Origin of the sequence: Micromonospora sp. NPDC048830 (assembly GCF_043198215.1) — a bacterium.
Classification (GTDB): Bacteria; Actinomycetota; Actinomycetes; order Mycobacteriales; family Micromonosporaceae; genus Micromonospora.
The window spans coordinates 138,603-155,751 of the sequence record NZ_JBICUP010000009.1; the positions used below are offsets into that span (position 1 = coordinate 138,603).

At 69.2% G+C, this 17,149-nt stretch carries 18 protein-coding genes; 15 read left to right on the forward strand and 3 right to left on the reverse strand.

Annotated elements, in window-relative coordinates:
• Nucleotides 1-91 precede the first annotated feature (91 nt).
• The 7 genes from ACGFIZ_RS11400 to ACGFIZ_RS11430 all read left to right on the forward strand — a co-directional run bounded on the left by ACGFIZ_RS11400 (nucleotide 92) and on the right by ACGFIZ_RS11430 (nucleotide 6,631).
• Nucleotides 92-1,381, forward strand: a complete 1,290-nt coding sequence (locus ACGFIZ_RS11400) for an ABC transporter substrate-binding protein (RefSeq protein WP_393418190.1) — start codon at nucleotides 92-94, stop codon at nucleotides 1,379-1,381.
• 55 nt (nucleotides 1,382-1,436) lie between these two features.
• Complete coding sequence (locus ACGFIZ_RS11405) at nucleotides 1,437-2,378, forward strand: carbohydrate ABC transporter permease (RefSeq protein ID WP_393418192.1); 942 nt, start codon at nucleotides 1,437-1,439, stop codon at nucleotides 2,376-2,378.
• A 5-nt stretch (nucleotides 2,379-2,383) separates the two neighbouring features.
• Nucleotides 2,384-3,229, forward strand: coding sequence for a carbohydrate ABC transporter permease (locus ACGFIZ_RS11410; protein ID WP_393418194.1), 846 nt, complete (start codon nucleotides 2,384-2,386; stop codon nucleotides 3,227-3,229).
• Nucleotides 3,230-3,262: 33 nt separating this feature from the next.
• Nucleotides 3,263-4,126 (forward strand): ketose-bisphosphate aldolase, encoded by an 864-nt coding sequence (locus tag ACGFIZ_RS11415; RefSeq protein ID WP_393418196.1) that lies wholly within the window; start codon nucleotides 3,263-3,265, stop codon nucleotides 4,124-4,126.
• A 1-nt stretch (nucleotide 4,127) separates the two neighbouring features.
• Nucleotides 4,128-5,324 (forward strand): ADP-dependent glucokinase/phosphofructokinase, encoded by a 1,197-nt coding sequence (locus tag ACGFIZ_RS11420; RefSeq protein ID WP_393418198.1) that lies wholly within the window; start codon nucleotides 4,128-4,130, stop codon nucleotides 5,322-5,324.
• Nucleotides 5,321-6,271 (forward strand): class I mannose-6-phosphate isomerase, encoded by a 951-nt coding sequence (locus ACGFIZ_RS11425; protein ID WP_393418200.1) that lies wholly within the window; start codon nucleotides 5,321-5,323, stop codon nucleotides 6,269-6,271. The genes ACGFIZ_RS11420 and ACGFIZ_RS11425 overlap by 4 nt, the downstream gene beginning before the upstream one ends.
• 153 nt (nucleotides 6,272-6,424) lie before the next feature.
• Nucleotides 6,425-6,631 carry a hypothetical protein gene (locus ACGFIZ_RS11430; RefSeq protein WP_393418202.1) on the forward strand — a complete coding sequence of 69 codons (207 nt, stop codon included), beginning with the start codon at nucleotides 6,425-6,427 and terminating at the stop codon, nucleotides 6,629-6,631.
• Between the two features lie 123 nt (nucleotides 6,632-6,754).
• Here the strand turns inward: ACGFIZ_RS11430 and ACGFIZ_RS11435 are convergent, their stop codons facing one another.
• From ACGFIZ_RS11435 to ACGFIZ_RS11445, 3 genes are read right to left on the reverse strand one after another with little or no spacing between them, the layout of a single operon-like run.
• Nucleotides 6,755-7,339, reverse strand: coding sequence for a DUF3618 domain-containing protein (locus ACGFIZ_RS11435; protein ID WP_393418204.1), 585 nt, complete (start codon nucleotides 7,337-7,339; stop codon nucleotides 6,755-6,757).
• A 21-nt stretch (nucleotides 7,340-7,360) separates the two neighbouring features.
• Nucleotides 7,361-7,753 carry a phage holin family protein gene (locus ACGFIZ_RS11440; protein WP_393418206.1) on the reverse strand — a complete coding sequence of 131 codons (393 nt, stop codon included), beginning with the start codon at nucleotides 7,751-7,753 and terminating at the stop codon, nucleotides 7,361-7,363.
• Nucleotides 7,750-8,433, reverse strand: coding sequence for a hypothetical protein (locus ACGFIZ_RS11445; RefSeq protein WP_393418208.1), 684 nt, complete (start codon nucleotides 8,431-8,433; stop codon nucleotides 7,750-7,752). Before ACGFIZ_RS11445 ends, ACGFIZ_RS11440 begins: the two co-directional genes overlap by 4 nt.
• A gap of 287 nt (nucleotides 8,434-8,720) precedes the next feature.
• Here ACGFIZ_RS11445 and ACGFIZ_RS11450 point away from each other — a divergent pair, with 287 nt between their 5' ends.
• The 8 genes from ACGFIZ_RS11450 (at nucleotide 8,721) to ACGFIZ_RS11485 (ending at nucleotide 17,141) form a co-directional block, all read left to right on the forward strand.
• The gene (locus tag ACGFIZ_RS11450) at nucleotides 8,721-9,554 is read left to right on the forward strand and encodes an ABC transporter substrate-binding protein (protein WP_393418210.1); all 834 of its coding nucleotides are present in this window, start codon (nucleotides 8,721-8,723) and stop codon (nucleotides 9,552-9,554) included.
• Nucleotides 9,555-9,660: 106 nt separating this feature from the next.
• Nucleotides 9,661-11,046, forward strand: coding sequence for an asparaginase domain-containing protein (locus ACGFIZ_RS11455; protein ID WP_393418212.1), 1,386 nt, complete (start codon nucleotides 9,661-9,663; stop codon nucleotides 11,044-11,046).
• A gap of 15 nt (nucleotides 11,047-11,061) precedes the next feature.
• Nucleotides 11,062-11,451: a cupin domain-containing protein gene (locus ACGFIZ_RS11460; protein WP_145776959.1), complete on the forward strand. Its 390-nt coding sequence runs from the start codon at nucleotides 11,062-11,064 to the stop codon at nucleotides 11,449-11,451.
• The gene (locus ACGFIZ_RS11465; RefSeq protein WP_393418214.1) at nucleotides 11,444-12,382 is read left to right on the forward strand and encodes an amino acid ABC transporter permease; all 939 of its coding nucleotides are present in this window, start codon (nucleotides 11,444-11,446) and stop codon (nucleotides 12,380-12,382) included. Before ACGFIZ_RS11460 ends, ACGFIZ_RS11465 begins: the two co-directional genes overlap by 8 nt.
• Nucleotides 12,379-13,149 carry an amino acid ABC transporter ATP-binding protein gene (locus tag ACGFIZ_RS11470; RefSeq protein ID WP_393418216.1) on the forward strand — a complete coding sequence of 257 codons (771 nt, stop codon included), beginning with the start codon at nucleotides 12,379-12,381 and terminating at the stop codon, nucleotides 13,147-13,149. Before ACGFIZ_RS11465 ends, ACGFIZ_RS11470 begins: the two co-directional genes overlap by 4 nt.
• 65 nt (nucleotides 13,150-13,214) lie before the next feature.
• Nucleotides 13,215-14,858, forward strand: a complete 1,644-nt coding sequence (locus ACGFIZ_RS11475; protein ID WP_393418218.1) for a phytoene desaturase family protein — start codon at nucleotides 13,215-13,217, stop codon at nucleotides 14,856-14,858.
• A gap of 4 nt (nucleotides 14,859-14,862) precedes the next feature.
• Nucleotides 14,863-15,996, forward strand: a complete 1,134-nt coding sequence (locus tag ACGFIZ_RS11480; RefSeq protein WP_393418220.1) for an aminotransferase class I/II-fold pyridoxal phosphate-dependent enzyme — start codon at nucleotides 14,863-14,865, stop codon at nucleotides 15,994-15,996.
• Nucleotides 15,993-17,141: a M24 family metallopeptidase gene (locus ACGFIZ_RS11485; protein ID WP_393418222.1), complete on the forward strand. Its 1,149-nt coding sequence runs from the start codon at nucleotides 15,993-15,995 to the stop codon at nucleotides 17,139-17,141. The genes ACGFIZ_RS11480 and ACGFIZ_RS11485 overlap by 4 nt, the downstream gene beginning before the upstream one ends.
• Nucleotides 17,142-17,149 lie beyond the last annotated feature (8 nt).

A 17,149-nucleotide genomic window follows, 5' to 3' on the forward strand; every position in this document is an offset into this window, starting at 1 on the left:
TGTTCTTCCCTTGTCTACGCCTTTAACACGCTGCTAACGTGGCGCCAACATGGCAGAGGGCGGAAAGATCTCGATATAGAAGGAGCTCGTCATGGCGGTTCGTGCAACTCGGCTGAAGCGAGTGGTGGGGGCGGTGACAGCGGCCGCGATGGTCGCCTTCGTGGCGGCGTGCGGCTCGGGCGGCTCCGGCGACACGGCCTCGGACGGCAGCGTGACGCTGGAGTTCGCCCAGTGGTGGGGAGCCGAGCTCCCGGCCGGGGAGTTCGACAAGATCATTAATGACTTCACGGCGCAGAACCCGAACATCAAGATCAAGGTGCTGAGCGCGCCGTACGCGTCGACCAAGCAGCAGCTGATCACCGGCGCCGCGTCGAAGACCCTGCCCGACGTGGTGGGCCTCGACGGCGCCTGGGTCAACGACTTCGCCAAGCAGGGCGCGATCACCGACCTGTCCAGCCTGATGGCCGACGCGAACTACGACGCCAGCCAGCTCGCCAGCCAGGTGCAGGTCAAGGGCAAGACCTACATGATCCCGGTGGTCAACTTCGTCTACCCGCTCTTCGTCAACAAGGACCTGCTCACCAAGGCCGGCGTCGCCGAGGTGCCCACCACGCGCACCCAGTTCCTCGACGCGGCCAAGAAGATCAGCGCGAGCGGCAGTGACGTCAAGGGCTGGGCCCTCCCGCTCGACACCGCCGTCCCCAACGGCATCCAGAACGACGTCATGTCGTGGCTGTGGGCGTCCGGCGGCAGCATGCTGGCCGACGGCAAGCCCAACCTGACCAGCGCGCAGGTCAAGAGCACGGTCGAGTACGTGAAGAGCCTGAACGACGCGGGCGTCATCGCCCCCGGCTCGCTCACCATGAAAGAACAGGACAAGGTCGAGAAGTTCACCAACGGCCAGGTCGGCATGATGATCGACTCGCTCGCGCACATCAACCTGATCAAGAAGAACAAGCCCGACCTGAAGTTCGAGGTGGCGGCCCTGCCGGCCGAGGACGGCTACACCGGCAAGCGCGGCATCCCGTACGCGTCGTGGGGCATCGGCATCTCCAACTCCACCAAGCACAAGGCCGAGGCGTTCAAGTTCGTGTCCTACCTGCTCGGTCAGGAGACCAACGCGAAGCTGAGCACCATCGCGAACGGCTTCCCGGGCAACAAGAACGCCCAGCCCGACTTCAGCAACAGTGACCCGCTGTTCAAGACCGCCTTCGACATCTACCAGCAGGGCTACCCGGCCAACGAGTTCGTCGGCCTGCCCAAGTCCGAGGACCTGATGCGCAGCTTCGACGAGCAGCTGCAGCTCGTGCTGACCGGCAAGACGAGTGTCGACGACGCCCTCGCCAAGTCGCAGGAGTCCTGGTCCTCGGTGATCGAGTAGCCCGTCCGGGCGCCGTGCCGGTCCGCTGGCGCGGCGCCCGATCAAGGAGACAGCGATGACATCCATGACGGCGCCGAAAGCCGCGGCGCCCACCGAGGAACAGGTCGCACCCGGCCCGGCCCGCTCCGCCCTGGCCAGGCGCCTGATCCCGTACGGTTATCTGTCCCCCACGGTGCTCCTGATCGCGGTCCTGATGGTGGTCCCCATCGTCATGGTGATCAGCTACTCGTTCCGGGACAACGTGATCGTCCAGGAGAACTCGGTGTTCGCCGGGTTCGCCAACTACACCAAGGTGCTCAGCGACCCGGACTTCCTGGCCGCGCTGAAGAACACTGCCATCTTCATCACGGTCAGCGCCGTGGCCCACCTGGTCCTCGGCCTGGCCTTCGCGCTGATGCTCAACACCCAGTTGCTGAGCGGGGTCACCAAGGCCATCTTTCGGATCGTCTACATCCTGCCCTGGCTGTTCACGATCGCGGTGATCGCCGTCATCTGGCGGCTGCTGCTCGACCCGTCCGGCGTGGTCAACTACGTGCTGCACACGCTGGGTCTCATCGAGGAGGGCGTGAACTGGCTCGGTGACCCGGGCAAGGCGCTCTGGGCGGTCACCTTCGTCAACGTCTGGTCCGGCTACCCGTTCTTCATGATCAGCCTGCTCGCCGCGCTGCAGGGCATTCCCAACGATCTGTACGAAGCGGCCGCCGTGGACGGGACGAACTGGTTCCAGCGGTTCCTGCACGTGACGCTGCCCCAGCTGCGGCCGGTGATCATCAGCATGGCGGTGCTCGACCTGATCTGGACGTCCCAGCAGTTCGCGCTGATCTGGATGACGACCGGCGGCGGGCCGCTGAACGCCACCGAGATGCTCAGCACCTACACCTACAAGCAAGCCTTCAGCGAGTACGAGTTCGCGACCGCGTCCGCCGCCGCCGTGATCGTGCTGCTGCTGACGATGGTCCTGGCCTTCTTCTACGTACGTCAGCAGAGGGAGCGGTGAAACGCATGGCCACCACCGTCAAGACCCGGCACTCCCTCGCCAAGGCCGGCGTCGTCACCGGGCTCGTCATCGGCGGGCTGTTCGCCGGCCTGCCGGTGCTGTGGATGCTGTCCACCTCGTTCAAGAGCAACGGGGAGGTCTTCCAGAACCCGCCCGAACTGATCACCAAGGGCTTCTCGTTCGACGCCTACCGGGAGATCCTGGGCAACGGTGCCCAGCTGCGGTTCTTCCTCAACAGCTATGTCGTCGCCTTCGCGGTGACCGTCCTGACGCTGCTGGTGGCCGTCCTGGCCGGGTTCGCGTTCAGCCGCTTCACGTTCCCGTTCCAGAAGACCATCAACGCCGTGATCGTCAGCGTCCAGGCGGTGCCACCGATCACGCTCGTCATCCCGTACTTCGGGCTCGTCGTCGCGCTCGGCCTGTACGACACCTATCCCGGCCTGATCCTCACGCACATGGTGTTCACCCTTCCGTACGCGATCATCATGATCACCGCGTACCTGAACACGCTGCCGCGAGAGCTGGACGAGTCCGTCAAGGTCGACGGCGGCACCAGCTGGACCACGCTGTGGCGGATCCTGGTGCCGATCTCGGTGCCCGGTCTGATCGCGGTCGGGGTCTACACGTTCATGATCTCGTGGAACGAGTACCTGTTCGCGCTCACGCTGACCCGCACCGACGACATGCGCACCGTGCCGATCGGCATCCAGCTGCTCATGGGCCAGCACTCGTACGAGTGGAACCAGATGATGGCGATGAGCATCCTCGGGTCCGCTCCGGTCCTCGTCCTCTTCCTCCTGTTCCAGCGACGGTTCATCGGCGGGCTCACCGCCGGCGCCGTCAAGGCCTGACCCACCCAGCAACGCAAAAGGAGAAACACACAAATGCTGACGACCGGCAAGGCGATCCTGGACGTCGCCAACGAACACAGCTTCGCCGTGCCCGCCTTCAACATCAGCGACTGGGCGATGTTCAAGGGGATCGTGGAGATCAGCGAGGAGACGAACGCCCCCCTGATCGTCGGGATCCACCCCGACGAGGTCCGGCACATCGGCCGCGAGATGATCACCGCCATCGCCGAGCGGTCGCACAACTCGAGGGTCCCGATCGCGATCCACTGGGACCACGGCGCCACCTACGAGCAGATCCTGCAGGCGATCCAGTACGGCTTCACGTCCGTCATGATCGACGGCTCGCTGAAGCCGTTCGAGGAGAACATGGCGATCACCAAGAAGGTCACCGACTCCGCGCACGTTCTCGGCGTGTCGGTGGAGGGCGAGCTCGGCACGATCGGCGGGAACGACAGCTACGCCGAGGCGGGCGCCGCCGAGATCATCTACACCGACCCCGACGACGCGGTCACGTTCGTCGAGCAGACCGGCGTGGACAGTCTCGCCGTCGCGATCGGCACGTTCCACGGCCTCTACCCGGCCCACCTCAAGCCGGAGCTGAAGCTCGACCTGCTCAAGGAGATCAAGAGCCGGGTGCAGATCCCGCTGGTGCTGCACGGCGGCTCCGGCAACCCGGACGACGAGATCCGCGAGGCGGCGCGGATCGGCATCAACAAGATCAACATCTCCACCGACATCAAGGTCGCCTACCACGACAAGATGCGCGAGGTGCTGGGCAGCGACCAGAAGGTGCGCGAGCCGAACGCCATCCAGCCCGCCTGCATCGAGGCCATGAAGGTGGTCGCCGCGCAGAAGATCGAGCTGTTCGGCGCCGCCGGCAAGGGCTCGCTCTACTGACATGGCCGACGCGTCCCGGGTACTCCTGGGCCTCGGCGGTTGCGTCGACTACGAGTTGAAGCTGACCGCCGGCGTCCTGGAACAGCTTGTCGCCGAGTACGGCATCGTCGCCGCGGAACTGACGTCGCCGGCCGCGGTGACCAGCGAGCGGGATCTTGTGGTGTCGATCCTGGGGTACGTGGCCCGGGGCGGGGGCGGCGAGCACTTCGTCGCCTCCGCCCCGGCGCTGTCGACCTTCGCGAACCGGTTCCCCTACCGGGAGACCCTGGGCGGCACCTCGGTGCGGGCCGGGATCCTGATGAGCCGGCTCGGCGTGCCGTCGACGCTGCACCTGGTCAGCGTCAACGACACCTTCCGCCGGCTGCTGCCGACCGACAGCGAGTACATCGACAGCGGTGTCGGGGACACCTGCTATCCACACCTGATCGTCCAGTACGACAAGGGCCTGCGGGTCCGGGCCGGCGACATCGACATCACCGCGCCGTTCCCGAACCGCCTGATCTACGTCAACGACCCGGCGAACGGCGCCATGCTGCTCGCCGACGATCTCAGCGACCGGTTGGGCAGGGCGGACGTCTTTCTGATCTCCGGATTCAACGCCATGCGCGACGAGGCGGAGCTCGACGAGCGGCTCGCCGCGCTGAAGCAGCACATGCGGCAGCTGCCGTACGGGGCGGTGACCTACTTCGAGGACGCGGCGTATCACGAGCCCACCTTCAGCCGCCGGGTCCGAGACGCGCTGCTCGACGAGATCAGCGTGTACGGGCTGAACGAGGACGAGCTGCAGTCGTACCTCGGGCGCCCGGTCGACCTGCTCTCGGCCGAGGACGTCGCGGAGGCGCTCACGGCGGTGCACGCGCTCATCCCGGTGCCGACGTTGGTGCTGCACACGAAGTACTGGGCCGTGGCGCTCGGCGCGGGCGAATACGCCGACGCCCTCGACACCGGCACCGTCATGGCGGCCACCCGCTACTGCCACGGCGACGACTTCACCGACGAGGACGTCGAGCGCCTGCGCCGGCTGCCGCGGCGGCCCGAGTCCGTTGCCTTCGCGGCGGCGCTGCGCTTACGCATGGGTGAGACTGTCGACTGTGTCCCCGGCTTCGCGCTCGACGTCCGGGACCCCACCACCGTCGGGCTCGGCGACACGTTCGTCGGCGGCTTCCTCGCCGAGCTGGCCCTGAAGGGACAGCGATGACCGTCGAAACACTGCCCGCCAACCAGCCCGAGACGTTCTATCGCGGCGCCGGCCGGATCGCCCAGTTCCGCAACGTGCCGGCGCTGCCCGACCGCCCCGAGGACTGGGTGGGCTCGGTGACCAGCCGGTTCGGGCTCGCCCCGTCCGGGCTGTCCACCCTGGCCGACGGCCGCGTGCTGGCCGAGGCGATCGCCGCGGACCCGCGCTGGTGGCTCGGCCCGGAACGCGCCGACACCGGCGTGCTGGTGAAGTTGCTCGACGCCGGTCAGCGGCTGCCGTTGCACGTGCACCCGGACCGCCGCTTCGCCACCGCGCACCTCGCCTCGCCGTACGGCAAGACCGAGGCCTGGGTGATCGTCTCCGCGCGGCCTGACGCACACGTCCATCTGGGCTTCGCCCGTGACGTGGCGGCCGCCGAACTCGCCGGCTGGGTGGACGGCCAGCAGACTGAGGCGATGCTCGCAGCCACCAACAGGATCCCGGTCGCGGCGGGCGACGCGATCCTCTGCCCGGCCGGCCTGCCGCACGCGATCGGCGACGGCATCCTGCTGGTCGAGGTCCAGGAGCCGACCGACTTCTCGGTGCTGCTGGAGTACGAAGGCTTCGGCCTCGCCGACGGCCACCTGGGCCTCGGCTACGACCTGGCCCTGCAGTGCGTCGACCGCAGCGCCTGGACGCCAGCGCGGCTCGACGAACTCCGCGGCACTCCGGCGCGACTGCTGCCCGAGGCCGCGGACGAGTTCTTCGCCGCCCGCCGCCTGTACGGCGGCGACCGTCTGGAACGTGGCTGCAGCGTGCTGGTCGTGGTGGCCGGATCGGGCAGGCTGATCGGCGAGCAGGACGACCTGTCGCTCCGGCGGGGGGACACGCTGCTGGTCCCGTACGCCGCCGGCCCGCTCCTGCTGGACGGCCAGGTCGAGGTGATCCGCCTCTCGGCGTCCGCCTGACCGGGCCGTCCCGACGGACGAAGAGGCACGAACGAGGTACAGCCATCCCCAACGCCGCTCTTCGTCTCTTCCGGGCTTGCACGATGGGAAGGGCCAGTCGAGATGCAGGAGAGGGCGGGCGACATGAGACGTAGGGGAAACAGGAGACGGCGGTTGCTGCAGGCGGCGGCGATGGTCCTGACAGCGGCGGCGGCCGGGGTGGCCGTCGTGCGGGCCAGCCGCACCCGAGGTGACGCCACGACGGGCGATCTGCCCGCTCCGGGCAGCGATGCCTTCAGCGCCGGCGGCATGGCAGCGCCATCGTCCGAGACCACGGACAGGAGTGATCGCATCGTCGCCCCGGCAGCAGCCGTTCGCTGATGTGCGGCACGCCTGACCGTGAGGCACTGCCGGGCGCGGCGGGGGAAAGGGGGGTACGGCGTCTGGTCGCCGTACCCCCCCTGGGCTCGCAAGGCTCTGCGGGCCCGCCCCGCCGCGTCCGGCTCAGCCCTGCCGAAGTTCACCCGCAGCCCCCTGCGCCTGCCCCCGTACCTGCTGAGCAGCCGACCTGGCCTGCCCCTGGACGGCGGACGCGCCGTGTACGGCGGTGGATCCCACCGCCTGGGCTGCGTGCTTCGCGGGCTCGCGCAGGTGGTCCCGCACCTGGTGGCCGACCTCGCTGGCCTGCTCGCGCAGCTCGCCGGAGTGCTGGCGGGCCTTTTCCTTGGCCTGGCCGGCCCACTGCCGCTCGGGACGGCTGGGCGGGATCAGCGCGGAGACCAGCAGCCCGGCGCCGAAGGCGATCAGGCCGGCCGCCAGCGGGTTGCCTTGGGCCTGCTGCCCGAGTTCCCGCGCCTGGCTGCGCATCGCCCCCGAGGCGGATGACATCTGCTGGCCAGCACCGTGCCCGTCCATGGATGACCCCATCACCTTCTCCTTGACCCGGGCGAGCGCCCCACGGGCCTGGCCGACGCGGTCGCCGGCGATCCGCCGTGGGTTGACCTTGTCGGTCAGCGCGTCGACGTCGCTGACCAACTCGCTGCGGGTCTGCTCGATCTGCTGTCGGATCCGGTCCGGATCGGTCGACATGTCTGCTCCCTTCCGGCTCACTCACCGGCCGCGCAGGGCGTCCGGTATCTGCCGTGCGGTCTGTTGCGTCCGGGGCAGCACCGCGCGAAGCTGCCGCAGCTTCGTCCGCCCGATCGCGAGCAGGACGGCGGCGGCGATCGCCCAGACCGCGGCCACGATGAGTGCCGCCCAGCTCTGGTCCATCACGTTGGACAGACCCCACCAGGCCGCGTACGACACGAACAGCACGGTCAGGAAACCGGCCAGCGCGGCACCGGCGAACATGCCGCCGGCCTTGCCGGCCTGGCTCGCCTCCTCGCGCAGTTCCGTCTTGGCCAGCTCGATCTCCTGGCGGACCAGCGTCGACAGGTCACGGGTCACGTCACCCAGCAGTTCACCGACCGACTGGGTGCGTTCCTTCTCCGGGGCGCTCACGGTGCCACCCCACCTGGGATGTCCGCCTCCCGCTGGCCGGCCGGCGACACGTTCTGCGCCCGCGTCACCCCGGTGTAGGGACCTCCGCCGGTGTACGGGGCCGCGGTCGCCCCCTCGGGTACCTGCTGGCCGGTCGGCCGCGGTCGACCCGGCTGCGCGGGCTGGCCCAGCTGTCCGCTCGGCCGCTGCCCGTTCCCGGACGTCAGGTTCCGGGTGAGCCTGCCGACCAGCACTCCGGCCACCGCCGCACCGGCGAGAAACATCCCCGGGTGCTGGCGGGCGTACCCGCGCACGTCGTCGATCACCTCGCCGGGCTCACGCGCGTCGAGCCACCCGGCGGTCCGGTCCGCGGCCATCGCCACCCGTCGGACGGCCTCACCGGCCAGGCCGCTGTCTCCGCCACGATCGGCCATGGAACCGAGCTCACGGCCGAGACCGCGCAACCCCTCAGCGGCCCGATGCTGCTGTGTCCGCGCGTGGTCGTGCAGTTGCGAGGTGGCCTCGCCGGTCAGGTGCCGCGCCTCCTGCCGTGCCTGCGCGGCCACCTGCCGGCCCTGCTCGGCGGCGGCATGACCGACCTGGCCACCCGCCTGCGTCGCCTGCTGACCCAGCTGTGATGCCGCGCGGCGGGCCTGCTCCGTGGTGCCGCCCGGCGGTCTGCTCTGGTTGATCGCCGTCATCGCGAGCTCCTCTCCTCGGCTCCCGGCCACGATGCAGCCCGGAACACCACCCGCGTACCCCCAGCGCCTCACCACATTCACGCACCAGCGGCCGCGCCAGGGTCAAATCCCGTTGCTGGAGGGGGACGTAGGCCCAGGTGAGGTGCCGGATCGCGGGCGAATCAGCCTCTTGCCGGGGAGAGATATATCGCATAGCGTACGCCGCATCTGGGATATCTGGAGGCGCAATGACTCTCTCCGCTCTCAAACCCTTCCGCGTTGCCGTCCCCGTCGCCCTCGTCCTTCTCATGACCGTGGGCGCCTGCGGAGGCGACGGGCCTGACAAGGACGTCGCCTCGGGGGTGACGGCCGACGACAGCCTGCATGCCCTCGTGCCCGCCGAGATCGCCGCACGCGGCACGATCGAGGTGGCGGGCTCGGCCGACTTCCCGCCCGACAACTTCCTCGACACCAACGAGAAGGACGTGATCGGTTACAACGCCGAGATGCTCGACGCGATCGCCGCGAAGCTCGGCTTGAAGATCAATTTCACCCGCACCAAGTTCACGGGAGTGATCACCGGCATCGAGGCCGGACGCTTCGACGCGGGCATCAGCTTCCTCGACACCAAGGAGCGCCAGAAGGCTGTCGACATCCTCGACGCCTATCGCGTCTCCCAGTCCTTCATCACCCGCAGCGACTACCAGGGCGACCCGATCCCGTGCGGGAAGCGCGTCGGCGTCGGGGCAGGTAGCGCCGAGGCACTGATCATCGACGACCTCTCCGAGGAGAAGTGCGTGGCGGCGGGGAAGCCCGCGATCGAGTCCGCCACCTACCCGAGCAATCCACAGGCGGTCGTCGCGCTGACCAGCCAGCGGGTCGACGCGGTATTCGCCTCGACGGCGCCGGCCGCCTACGCGGTCAAGCAGGCCGGCAGCACGCTGAAGCTGTTCGGGGACCCGCTCCTGGCCGGCGGTTACACCGGAATTGCGATCTCGAAGGCCGAGCCGAAGCTGCGCGACGCGATGAAGGCCGCGCTCCAGGAACTGATGGACGACGGTACGTACCTGAAGATCCTGGAGAAGTGGAACGTCCAGGGCATCGCTTCCGACAAGGCCCTCATCAATGCGGGCACGAACTGAGGGCCCACCCGTGAGCAGCCAACCCGACACGCAACCAAACGCGGAGTCCCGTCCACTGATCGCGGTTGTCGCGGGCCCGACGGCGACCATCCTCAACACGCCACCGATGGGCACGGATCCCGCCGCGCTGGTGCCGCAGCGCGTGGCCGACGACGTCGTCATCGACGTCGTCGACCGCAGCGGCCACCCGATCGACGAGCTGAACAACGACGCGACACCCCCGGTCCAGCGGAAGGTGGCCCTTGCCCGGGGGCAGTTGGTGGCGCTTCCGTTGCCCGAAGGCGCGGGTCCGGCGGCACAGAGCTTCTTCCCGTCCGCGGAGCGCCTGTACGAAGAGCTCGACGCCCTGTGGGTCGACGAGACGGGACGCGCCGGGGTGCTCGGCCGGCTGGCCCGGTACCGGCACTTCCGCGCCGCCCCGCCGGCCGGGTACGTGTCCGGCGAAACCCCCGAGGTCCTCGGAGTCGACTACTTCCCGTACGGCGCCTGGGATAGCCGCGCCGAGCCGACCATCGCCACCCTCGTGACCATCACCAACACCGTCCAGGAGATCACCGCCGAGGAGGGCGTCGCCGGGGTGCAGTGGCTCGAGGGCAGCCCGGTGATCGAGGAGACGCTGTACTGGCTCGCGCTGCTCGTAGACACCGACAAGCCCATCGTCGGCCAGGTCGCCCAGCGTCTGCACCGCTCCGTCGGGTCGGACGGCGCCCAGAACCTCGTCGACGGCGCGCGGTACATCGCGTCGAGAGCGTGGGATCTGGACGGCCGGGGAGACGCCGTCGGCCCGGTCCTGGTGGCCGACGGCGTCGTCCGCACCGCCCGGGGAGCGTACAAGGTGGCCGGACGCCCGGGTGGCTACGCCGGCGGCGGCCCGGTCGCCACCTGCGCCACCCAGTGGCCCATCCGGCTGGAGTACCTGCCGCTGCGGCGGCACACCCGAACCTCCGCCGTGCGGATCTCCGCGCTTCCGCGCGAGGTTCCGGCCCTGGACGGCGCCGGCGGCACCAGGCTGGTCCAGGTCACCGACGGCAGCGGCCGGCTCGCCCCCGAGGTGCTTCCGGTCGTCACCATCGTCGTGTACGGCAGGTACGGCCTGGGGGGCACCTGCGGCTGTGCGGACCTCGGCGTCGCCGACGCCGTGTCGCACCACGTCGAGCGCCACGGTCTGGCCGGTTTCGTGCTGGAGGGAATCGCGCCCAACGGCTGGGCCAGCCGCGAGGTGGAATCCTCGCTGTCGGTCGCCGCGTACTCGGGATTTCCTGTCGTCTGGTGCGGCCGCGGCCGCCCGGAGGACCCGGTGGGCAGAGCCCCGGCGCCGTTCGTCGCGGGCAGCAACCTCAGCGCCACGAAGGCCCGGATGCTCCTGCTCGCCTGCCTGCTCAGGTTCGGTGCCGCGCCGGTGGCCAAGGACCCGCGCCAGCCGACCGACGCCGAGAGGCACGCCACCGACGAATACGTCCGATCCCTGCAAGAAATCTTCGACACCCACTGAACGGAGGCAGAGACGATGAAGCCGAGGCATTTCGACCCGGTTCAGGCTGAGCTGGCCGACGAGCCGGACCGCTTCGCCGGCGCCGTCTCCCGGACGGACCTGTACCGCAACGGCGAGGAGGTCGGCACCGACCTCACCGGCGTCTACTTCGCGCCCGGGGCGCGCACCCTGCCGCACACCCACAGCGTCGACCAGGTGCTCTACGCCGTCAGCGGCCGGGGCGCGGTGTCCATCGAGGGCGAGGTGCACGAGCTCCGGCCCGGCGACTGGGTGGTGATCCCGGCCCACGCACATCACTGGCACGGCTCCGTCAGTGACGAGGAGAGCTTCACCCAGATCGCCCTGAAGGCGGGCGGGACGACCCGGTGGCTCCCGGCCGACGACGAGTGGAGCCAACATGGATAGCGCCACAGCCGCGCCGCGCGAACTCACCCGGGGGGCGCCGGAGGCGTTGCACGTGGTGAAGCAGCGGCACCCGTGGCGCTGGGTGTCGGTCGCGGTCGCCCTCGTGTTCGCGGCGCAAATGGTGGTCTCGATGGTCACCAACGACGCCTACCGGTGGGACGTCTTCGCCGAGTACCTGTTCAGCGAGGCGATCCTCAGCGGCCTGCTGCTGACGCTGGAGGTCACCGTCCTGGCGATGAGCCTGGGAATCGTGCTCGGGATCGTCATCGCCCTCTGCCGGATGTCCCAGAACCCGATTCTCTCCCGCTTCGCCTGGTTCTACACGTGGATCTTCCGGGGCACGCCGACCCTGGTGCAGCTCATCTTCTTCTACAACCTCAGCGCGCTGTACCCGCGGCTGACGCTGGCCGTCCCGTTCGGTCCCGAACTGCACAGCTGGCCGACCAACGCGGTGATCTCGGCGATGGTCGCCGGGGTCCTGGGGCTCGGCCTCAACGAGGCCGCCTACATGTCCGAGATCGTCCGGGGTGGTCTGCTCTCGATCGACCGGGGGCAGACAGAGGCCGCCAAGGGCCTGGGGATGACCCCGTGGCACACGTTCCGTCGCATCGTCCTGCCCCAGGCCATCCGGGTCATCATCCCGCCGACCTTCAACAACATCATCGGGATGCTGAAGTACTCGTCACTGGTCAGCGTGCTGGCCCTGGGCGACCTGCTGTACGTCTCGGAGCAGATCTTCTCCCGGAACTTCCAGCCGATCCCGCTGCTGCTCGTCGCCTCGGCGTGGTACCTCGTCTGCACCTCGATCCTCATGGTGGCGCAGATCTACATCGAACGGATCTTCGGTAGGGGCGTCGCCCGCCCCGGGGCGACGCGCATCGGCCCTGTCCGGGCCGGGGGGCGCATGGTGCGGAAGGTGGTCCGCGGATGACACCGCTCGTCACGATCAGGGGAGTGCGGAAGTCGTACGGCAGCAGCGAGGTGCTCAAGTCGGTGGACCTCGACGTCTCCAGGGGCGAGGTGGTCTGCCTGATCGGAAGGTCGGGGTCCGGCAAGACCACGCTGCTGCGGTGCGTCAACCATCTGGAGACGGTCGACTCGGGCGTCATCAAGGTCGACGGTGAGTACGTCGGCTACCGCGAGTCGAACGGCGCGCTCGTGGAGCTTCCCGAGCGCAGGGTCGCCGTGAACCGGCGGCACATCGGCATCGTGTTCCAGCAGTTCAACCTCTTCCCACACATGACGGTGCTGGAGAACGTCGTCGAGGGGCCCACGCGGGTGATCGGACGCAAGCGCGCCGACGCCGTCGCCCTCGCCGTCGAGCTCCTCGAGCGGGTCGGCATGGCGGAGAAGGCCAGCTCCTACCCGCGGCAGCTCTCCGGCGGGCAGCAGCAGCGCGTGGCGATCGCCCGGGCGCTGGCCATGCGCCCGAAGCTGATCCTCTTCGACGAGCCGACGTCGGCGCTCGATCCCGAGCTGGTCGGAGAGGTGCTCGACGTCATGCGGGACCTGGCCGCGGACGGCATGACCATGATCGTGGTCACCCACGAGTTGCGGTTCGCCGAGGAGGTGGCGAGCCGGATCGTGTTCATGCAGGACGGGCGCATCGTCGAGTCGGGGTCGCCGAGCCGGCTGCTCCGCGATCCGCAGACCGATGGCCTCAAGGCGTTCCTGTCCAGGACCGGCTTCTCGAACTAGCCGAGGATCGTCGCGCGGTCGGGTCACGTCACCCGCCTGCGATATATCGAATATGGAGTATCGCGATGAAGCCGAGAAGCACCCACTACGACGCCGTGATCGTCGGCGGCGGCCACAACGGCCTTGTCGCCAGCTTCTATCTGGCCGCTGCCGGTCGCCGGGTACTCGTCGTCGAGCAGCGGGCGCAGGCCGGAGGGCTCTGCGCGCCGCTGGAGTTCTTCCCCGGGTACCGGGGCACGATCACGAACACGCCGAGCGCCCTCGAACCGCGGATCTTCGGGGACATGCAGCTGGAGCACTTCGGGGTCACCTTCGACCGGCCCGATCCGACCATGGTGTTCCCGCTCGCGGACGGACGGTCGTTCAAGGGCTGGCGGGACCGGAAGCGGACCGAGGCCGACCTGCGACTGCTGGCGCCGAACGACGCCGAGGCCTACTTCGAGATCATCGAATTCTTCAACAACTTCGCGCGCAAGCTGAACGTGTCGGTGTTCGACGATCCGCCCAGCCTCGCCGAGCTGGCCGCGGCCATGCGTACGCCGGACGACGAGGCGGCGTTCGCCGAGGTGTTCTTCGGCAACATCCAGGACTTCCTCGACAGGCGGCTGTCCAGCCCGCACCTCAAGGCGCTGCTGGCGAGTCTGTCGATGAGCGCCGGGAACGTCGCGCCCTCCACCCCGGGATCACCGATCGGCCTCCTGCGCCGCCCGCTGTCCCTGGTCAGCGGACACGCGACGGCCGACGACCCGCGGCGCCACATGGTCCGGGGCTCGACCGGCCTGCCCCGCGGCGGGATGGGTTCGATCGCCGAAGCCATGCGCGCCGCAGCCGAGGCGCGGGGCGTCGAGATCTGCCTCGAGACCCGGGTCGAACGCATCGTGACGGCGGGGGAGCGGGCCACCGGAGTGGTGCTCTCGTCCGGGGACGAGGTGACGGCCGAGACCGTGCTGTCCAACCTCAATCCCAAGACCACCCTGCTGAACCTGTTGGACGACCCGGCGCTCGTCCCCGACGAGCTCGCCGAGCGGCTGCGCAGCCTCAAGATGGCGGGGGGAGCGTTCAAACTCGTCCTTGCCCTCGACGGGCTGCCCATCCATCGCTCGGCCACCTCCGACACCGAGGCGCGACAGTTGGCGGCCTGCCAGTACCGCTACTCGCCGACCGTCGAGTACCTCGAGGAGGCCCACGACGACTACAAGTACGGCCACCCGTCGAGACGTCCCAAGCTGCTGGGGCTGACGCCCTCGGTCGTCGATCCCAGCGTCGCCCCGCCGGGGCGGCACCTGATGAGCGTCAACGTCTGGTACGCGCCGTACCGCCTCGCGTCCGGGGCCTGGGACGCCGAGACGAAGGCCAAGTTCGCGGCCACCTGCATCGACACCATCGAGGAATTCATCGTGAACATCAAGGACATCATCGTCGACCAGGTGACCTTCAGTCCGGTCGACTTCGAGCGGGAGTACGGGCTGGTCGAGGGCCACCAGCTGCACGGCGACATGACGCCGCTGGGCATGTTCGGCAACCGCCCCACCCCCGGTCTCGCCCGGTACCGCACACCGGTGCGGGGCCTCTACCTGTGCGGCTCGGGCGTCTGGCCCGGCGGGACGGTGACGGGCATCCCCGGCTACAACGCCGCCGCCCGGGTCCTCCGTGACACGTCCGGGGCGCAGGACGAAGCCTCGACGCCCGACGTCCCCTCCGCCGGATAGCCCGATGGACACCATCGACCTCGCCACCGGCGTGCCGGACATCGGCTCTCCGCCGTCGGCCGCCGCGGCGGCCACCGAAGCGATCAACCGGGGCGACACCAGGTACGTCGGCGCGGCGGGCATCGCGCCCCTCAGGGAGGCCGTCAGCCGGTCCCTCCTCGAGGAGCGCGGCCTGTCCTACGAGCCTTCGCAGATCATGGTGACCGCCGGAGCGAAGCTGAGCGTCTTCTGCGTACTCAGCGCACTGGTCGAGCCTGGCAGCACCGTCGTGCTGCCGGTCCCGCACTACGGGGGCTACCGGGGCCAGATCGAGCGGCTGGGCGGGCGGATCGTCGGGCTCAGGACGACACCGGACACGGGCTACAAGCTCACCAGGGCACAGCTGCGAGACGCCCTCGACGACGACACGAGGGTCGTACTGCTCAACTCGCCGGCCAACCCCAGTGGCGCGGTCTACAGCGCCGACGAGCTCGCCGGTCTCGCCGACGCCGTGGTCAACCACAGCTCCGCGATCATCGTGAGCGACGAGATCTACGCCCGCTTCGTGTACGACGGGCGCTCCGCGCCCAGCCTCGGTTCCCTGGGGCCCGAGGTCCTGGCCCGGACGGTCACGATCGACGGCGTCTCCAAGGCCTACGGCATGACCGGTTGGCGCGTCGGCTACGCCGCCGGGCCGAGAGCCGTCATCGACGTCGCCCGACGCGTGCACGCCGGCCTGTGCAACTGCGCTCCCTCGATCAGCCAGTGGGCGGCGTGGGGCGCGCTCACCGGCGCGCCACCCGATCATCACGACCCGCGGCGACACCAGGAGCTGCGCGACCTGTCGCACGCCGTCGTGGACCGATGGCGTGGCATCCGGACGGTGCAGCCGTGCGGCGCCATCTACCAACTGATCGAGCTCGTCCCCGAGGAGCTCGGCATCGCGAACGGCGAGGAGGCGTCCTTCTTCGAGGCGTGGGCCTCCCGCGCGGGCGTCTCGATCGCACACGACAACCGATTCGGTGCCCCGGTGTTCGGTCGACTCACCTTCTCGGTGCCGCGGCCCGAGCTGGAGGAGGGCCTGCGCAGATTGTCGGCTGCCCTGGTGCAACTCGCCGATACCAACCAGTTGTCAGCTAGGAGAGGAACAGCTCGATGAACCGATACTTCACCGACGACGAGTACGCGTCGCGGCTGGCGGCCGTGCGCGCGGACCTGGCCGCGCGGAACATGGACGCGCTTCTCGTCACCGGACCCGAGAACATCACCTATCTCACCGGATATACGACGCCCGGCTATCACATCTTCCAGTGCGTGATCCTGCCCGCCGAGGGCGACATCACGTTCGTGGTCCGCAACACCGAACGCGTCAACGTGCCCGACCTGCCGTGGGTGGCCGAACCCGTTCCGATCGGGGTCGACGCCCTTTCCGACCCAATCCCGGTCCTGCTGTCGTCGATCAGGCGGGAAGGGCTCGCGAAGAAACGGCTCGGCGTGGACCGGCGGAGCCTGTTCCTGCCTCCGCTGTACTACGACCAGTTGCGCGAGGAGATCGACCTGGTCGACGCATCCGGCCTCGTGGAAAGGCACCGTGCCCGCAAGTCGACCGCGGAGATCGCGCTGATCCAGCGGGCCACCGAGCTCGCCGAAGAATCCATCCTCGCCGGGCTGGACAGTCTTCGTACGGCCAGGACCGACAGCGACGTCGCGGCCACCGTACTCGCCAGCCTCGCGCGCGGCGGAAGCGAGTACACCGGGTCGCCGGCCTACATCGTTCCGGGGGTGAGCTCCCTCGTGACCCACTCGACGCACGCCCAGCGGCCGGTGGGCGACCAGGAGCCGCTGCGCCTGGAGGTGTGCGCCTCGAAGGGCAGGTATCACGGAGTCCTGACCCGGACCGTGACGCGCGCGAAGCCGACGTCACAGCTCACGGAGCTGGTCGCGCTGTCGGTGGCCGCCGGTGAGGCGATGCGGGCCGCGGCCCGGCCGGGAGTGCCGATCGGGGACGTGGACAGGGCCGGCCGGTCCCTCGTGGAGGCCGAGGTTCCGGCCGCGTACTGGCCGAACCGCGGCGGCTACAGCATGGGCATCGCGTACCCACCGGGCCTCGGCGAAGGCGACGTCCTCGACATTCGCGCAGGCGATCCGCGCCCCGTCGAGGTCGGCATGGTCTTCCACCTCCTGCCGACACTTCGGGTTCCGGGCCTGGGAGCCGTCGGCTGCACGGACATCTTCGCGGTGGAAGAGAATGAGACGAGATTCCTGAGCACGTTGCCGCGGGCTGTCCTCTCCGCAACGGAGTGATATATGAG

What these genes read in the sequence shown, in the direction of transcription:
- ACGFIZ_RS11400 (WP_393418190.1), top strand. Translation starts at nt 92, where the DNA reads ATGGCGGTTCGTGCAACTCGGCTGAAGCGAGTGGTGGGGGCGGTGACA.
- ACGFIZ_RS11405 (WP_393418192.1), top strand. Translation starts at nt 1,437, where the DNA reads ATGACATCCATGACGGCGCCGAAAGCCGCGGCGCCCACCGAGGAACAG.
- ACGFIZ_RS11410 (WP_393418194.1), top strand. Translation starts at nt 2,384, where the DNA reads ATGGCCACCACCGTCAAGACCCGGCACTCCCTCGCCAAGGCCGGCGTC.
- ACGFIZ_RS11415 (WP_393418196.1), top strand. Translation starts at nt 3,263, where the DNA reads ATGCTGACGACCGGCAAGGCGATCCTGGACGTCGCCAACGAACACAGC.
- ACGFIZ_RS11420 (WP_393418198.1), top strand. Translation starts at nt 4,128, where the DNA reads ATGGCCGACGCGTCCCGGGTACTCCTGGGCCTCGGCGGTTGCGTCGAC.
- ACGFIZ_RS11425 (WP_393418200.1), top strand. Translation starts at nt 5,321, where the DNA reads ATGACCGTCGAAACACTGCCCGCCAACCAGCCCGAGACGTTCTATCGC.
- ACGFIZ_RS11435 (WP_393418204.1), bottom strand. Translation starts at nt 7,339, where the DNA reads ATGTCGACCGATCCGGACCGGATCCGACAGCAGATCGAGCAGACCCGC.
- ACGFIZ_RS11445 (WP_393418208.1), bottom strand. Translation starts at nt 8,433, where the DNA reads ATGACGGCGATCAACCAGAGCAGACCGCCGGGCGGCACCACGGAGCAG.
- ACGFIZ_RS11450 (WP_393418210.1), top strand. Translation starts at nt 8,721, where the DNA reads ATGACCGTGGGCGCCTGCGGAGGCGACGGGCCTGACAAGGACGTCGCC.
- ACGFIZ_RS11455 (WP_393418212.1), top strand. Translation starts at nt 9,661, where the DNA reads ATGGGCACGGATCCCGCCGCGCTGGTGCCGCAGCGCGTGGCCGACGAC.
- ACGFIZ_RS11460 (WP_145776959.1), top strand. Translation starts at nt 11,062, where the DNA reads ATGAAGCCGAGGCATTTCGACCCGGTTCAGGCTGAGCTGGCCGACGAG.
- ACGFIZ_RS11465 (WP_393418214.1), top strand. Translation starts at nt 11,444, where the DNA reads ATGGATAGCGCCACAGCCGCGCCGCGCGAACTCACCCGGGGGGCGCCG.
- ACGFIZ_RS11470 (WP_393418216.1), top strand. Translation starts at nt 12,379, where the DNA reads ATGACACCGCTCGTCACGATCAGGGGAGTGCGGAAGTCGTACGGCAGC.
- ACGFIZ_RS11475 (WP_393418218.1), top strand. Translation starts at nt 13,215, where the DNA reads ATGAAGCCGAGAAGCACCCACTACGACGCCGTGATCGTCGGCGGCGGC.
- ACGFIZ_RS11480 (WP_393418220.1), top strand. Translation starts at nt 14,863, where the DNA reads ATGGACACCATCGACCTCGCCACCGGCGTGCCGGACATCGGCTCTCCG.
- ACGFIZ_RS11485 (WP_393418222.1), top strand. Translation starts at nt 15,993, where the DNA reads ATGAACCGATACTTCACCGACGACGAGTACGCGTCGCGGCTGGCGGCC.